Here is a 3,155-nt window from a genome sequence, read left to right as displayed (position 1 = left end):
AAAAGGGATCATTCGCTCGGCGGCGGAACGGCAGGCAACCTTGGTGATCCTGGGCTGGAAGGGCTACTCCACCTATGCGGAGAACTTTTTCGGCAGCATCATTGACGCGGTGGTGCGGCAGGTGGGGATCCCAGTCTTGATTACGCGGTTTCCGGTACCCATCGAGACGGCGCGCCGCATCCTCTTGGTTGCACCGGAGCTGGAGGTCTCTCCCGGATCCCTGCAGCAGACCATTGGGCTGGCACAAACGCTGGCCGGCGAATTGAAAGCAGGTTTGCAGATCCTGCTGGTGCAAACCCGACCTGGGCGGAAAAGCTCCCCAGCCTTGCCGGCAGAAAGCTATGCCCACTTGCCGGTTCAGCGGGTGCAGGGGGGGGTGGTGGCGGAAGCCTTCAAAGCGCTGCAGCCGGGAGATGTGTTGGTGTTGATTCCCAGTGAAACCGGCAACCGGTCGCGCCTGGGCCGAGAGCCGGAGACCATCGCCCGCAACCGACCCAGCCTTCCCATCATCGTGGCGCATTTGCCGCGGGATTCAGCTCATCCCTTGCGCCAAGGAGATGGGGTTCTGGCGGCCGCAGAGCCCACTTGACAGGGATGGCATTGGGGTGTTGTCTGGCGGATTTGAGCTCTTGTCTCAACTCCGCCCCAGCTCCCCTGGTAAACTGGGATACCCCGGCTTCGGAACCATCGTGAGCCAGGAGGGAGGCTTAGAGCCATAGACTATGTTGATTGAGGAAGTGGGGATGGTACCCTACGGAGCACAGGAGTATGGTTGCCTATTTGCTGGAAGTCGGCTGTGAGGAACTCCCGGCCAGTTTTGTGGATTCGGCCCTAGAGCAGTGGCGAACCGGGATCCCGGCCTCTTTGGCGGAGGCTCATCTGCAAGCGGAGCAGATGCAGCTTTTCGGTACGCCGCGCCGCCTGGCGGTTCTGTTGCAGGGGTTGCCCACCCAGCAGCCGGATCGCACTTTGGAGGTGAAGGGGCCGCCGGTTCAGGTCGCCTACCAAGATGGCCAGCTCACCCCTGCCGGGGAAAAATTTGCCCAAAAACAAGGGGTGGATCCCGGCAGCCTGGAAATCCGGCAAGTGGGCAAGGGATCCTTTGTGTTTGCGGTGCAGCGGGTGCGAGGCCGGCCAACAGCAGCTGTGCTCCAGGAACTGGCACCCGCCTGGATTACCAACTTGAGTGGGGAACGGCTGATGCGCTGGGCCTGCGGGGATCTGAAGTTTCCGCGCCCCATTCGCTGGCTGGTCTCCCTTTGGGATGATCAGGTGCTGCCTTTGCTGCTGCCGACCCACGAGGACAATTCCATGCCGGGCTTGGTGGCGGGGCGGGTGAGCCGGGGGCACCGCGTTTTGGGATCCCAGCAGGTTGTCCTGGAGCGGGCCGAGAGCTACGTTCAGCAAATGCAAGAGGCGGGGGTCAGCCCCGATCCAACAGCGCGAGAGGCATACATTCAGGCTGAGGTGACCAAGCTGGCCAGGCAAGTGAATGGGGAAGCCCAGATCCCTGCTCCTTTGCTGCGGGAGGTGGTGCACTTGGTGGAGTGGCCGACGGCGGTTTTGGGGCGCTTTGAGCCAGAGTTTTTGCGCTTGCCCCCTGCGGTGATCGAGACGGTGATGATCATCCACCAACGCTATTTCCCGGTACGGGATGGCCGGGATCCCAGAAAATTGCTGCCCTATTTCATCACCATCTCCAACGGCGACCCCCGGCAATCGGAGCGGATCGGGGCAGGCAACAGCCGTGTGGTGCGGGCGCGCCTGGCGGATGCCCGCTTTTTCTACGAGGAGGATCGGCGGATCCCCTTGGCGCAGCGGGTGGAACGCCTGCAGGCGGTTACTTTTGCCGAAGGGCTGGGCTCCATGCGGGACAAGGTGGAGCGCATCCGCCACATCAGCCGCCTCATTGCCGCTGCCCTGAACTTGGATGCCCAGGAACAAGCGCTGGTGGAGCGCACCGCCCAACTGTGCAAAGCGGATCTGGTTACCCAAATGGTGTACGAGTTCCCGGAGCTGCAGGGGATCATGGGGGCCGACTACGCTCGGCAGGATGGGGAACCGGAGGCGGTAGCCGAGGGGATCGAGCAGCACTACTGGCCTTTGGGGGCGGGGGACGCTTTGCCCAATTCCTTGACCGGGCGGGTGGTGGGCTGGGCAGATCGCCTGGATACCTTGGTGGGCATGTTTCGCTTGGGGCGGATCCCCACCGGCTCCTCGGATCGCTTTGCCCTGCGGCGGGCCGCCAACAGCCTGGTGCTGGTTGCCTGGGATGCCGGCTGGACTTTTGACTTCAACTTGCTGTTGCAGAGCGTGGTGCAGGACTATGCCTTTGGCGATGTCCACACCTTGCGAGCCTTGCAGGAGTTTTTGGCCCAACGGATACAGACCCTTTTGCAGGAGGAAAAGCGGATTGATTACGACTTGGTCAGGGCCGTAGTGGGGGATCCAGAGTCCGTCAAAACCGAGGATCCCCAGAAGGCCGAGCTCACCATGCGGGCCCTGGGCAACCTGCCCTTGACTTTGCTGCGGGCGGAGTACCTGCAACACCTGCGGGCCACCGGGGAATTGGCGGATCTCTATCCCACCCTCAATCGCTGTGCCCGCCTGGCAGCCCAAGGGGACTTGGACTACGCCGTGGTGGATCCGGCAGCTGCCGTGGATCCCGACCAGTTGCAGGAGGCGGCAGAAAGGGAGTTGTACGAGGCTTGCCAGAAAATCTATCGTCTGGGGGTGGAGCCGGCCTTACGGGGAGATTTTGTTCCCTTGGTGGAAGCTCTGCAAGCGGCAGCCCCTCAGGTAGCCCAGTTTTTTGAAGCCGTTCTGGTGATGGATCCGGATCCTGTGCGACGGGCCAGCCGGCTTAATTTGCTGGGGGTATTGCGCAACCAGTCCCGCCTGTTGGGGGACATGGGGGCTGTGGTCATGGCAGGGGAATCCTCGCCGGAGAAGACCCCCTAGCCGTTTCAGATCAGTTTACTTCGAGACAGATCCCCCTCACCCCCAGCTTCTCTCCCAGAGGGAGCTACCCCCCAAGGACTCTGTCCCACTGGCGCGAACGGCTTGGGAATGGACATATCGTCATTTCCACTCAAACTCAGAACACTGTGCCCACACCTAAACCGTTGGTCGCGTCTTCGCGTCAGCGTTGCGGA

The 3,155-nt window shown here is 62.1% G+C and carries 2 protein-coding genes; both read left to right on the top strand.

Features of this window, described 5'->3' with window-relative positions:
• Positions 1–589, top strand: a 589-nt coding sequence (locus NW856_RS04405) for a universal stress protein (protein ID WP_414399302.1), incomplete at its 5' end; no start/stop codon positions are given.
• 179 nt (positions 590–768) lie between these two features.
• Positions 769–2,961: a glycine--tRNA ligase subunit beta gene (gene glyS, locus NW856_RS04400; protein ID WP_414399301.1), complete on the top strand. Its 2,193-nt coding sequence runs from the start codon at positions 769–771 to the stop codon at positions 2,959–2,961.
• Positions 2,962–3,155 lie beyond the last annotated feature (194 nt).

The sequence above is a fragment of the Synechococcus sp. R3-13 genome (genome assembly GCF_047462195.1).
In the GTDB taxonomy this organism is placed as follows: domain Bacteria; phylum Cyanobacteriota; class Cyanobacteriia; order Thermostichales; family Thermostichaceae; genus Thermostichus.
The sequence above is the reverse complement of the archived record's forward strand: the minus strand, read 5'-3'. Positions and strand labels throughout refer to the sequence as shown.

What these genes read in the sequence shown, in the direction of transcription:
- glyS (WP_414399301.1), top strand. Translation starts at nt 769, where the DNA reads ATGGTTGCCTATTTGCTGGAAGTCGGCTGTGAGGAACTCCCGGCCAGT.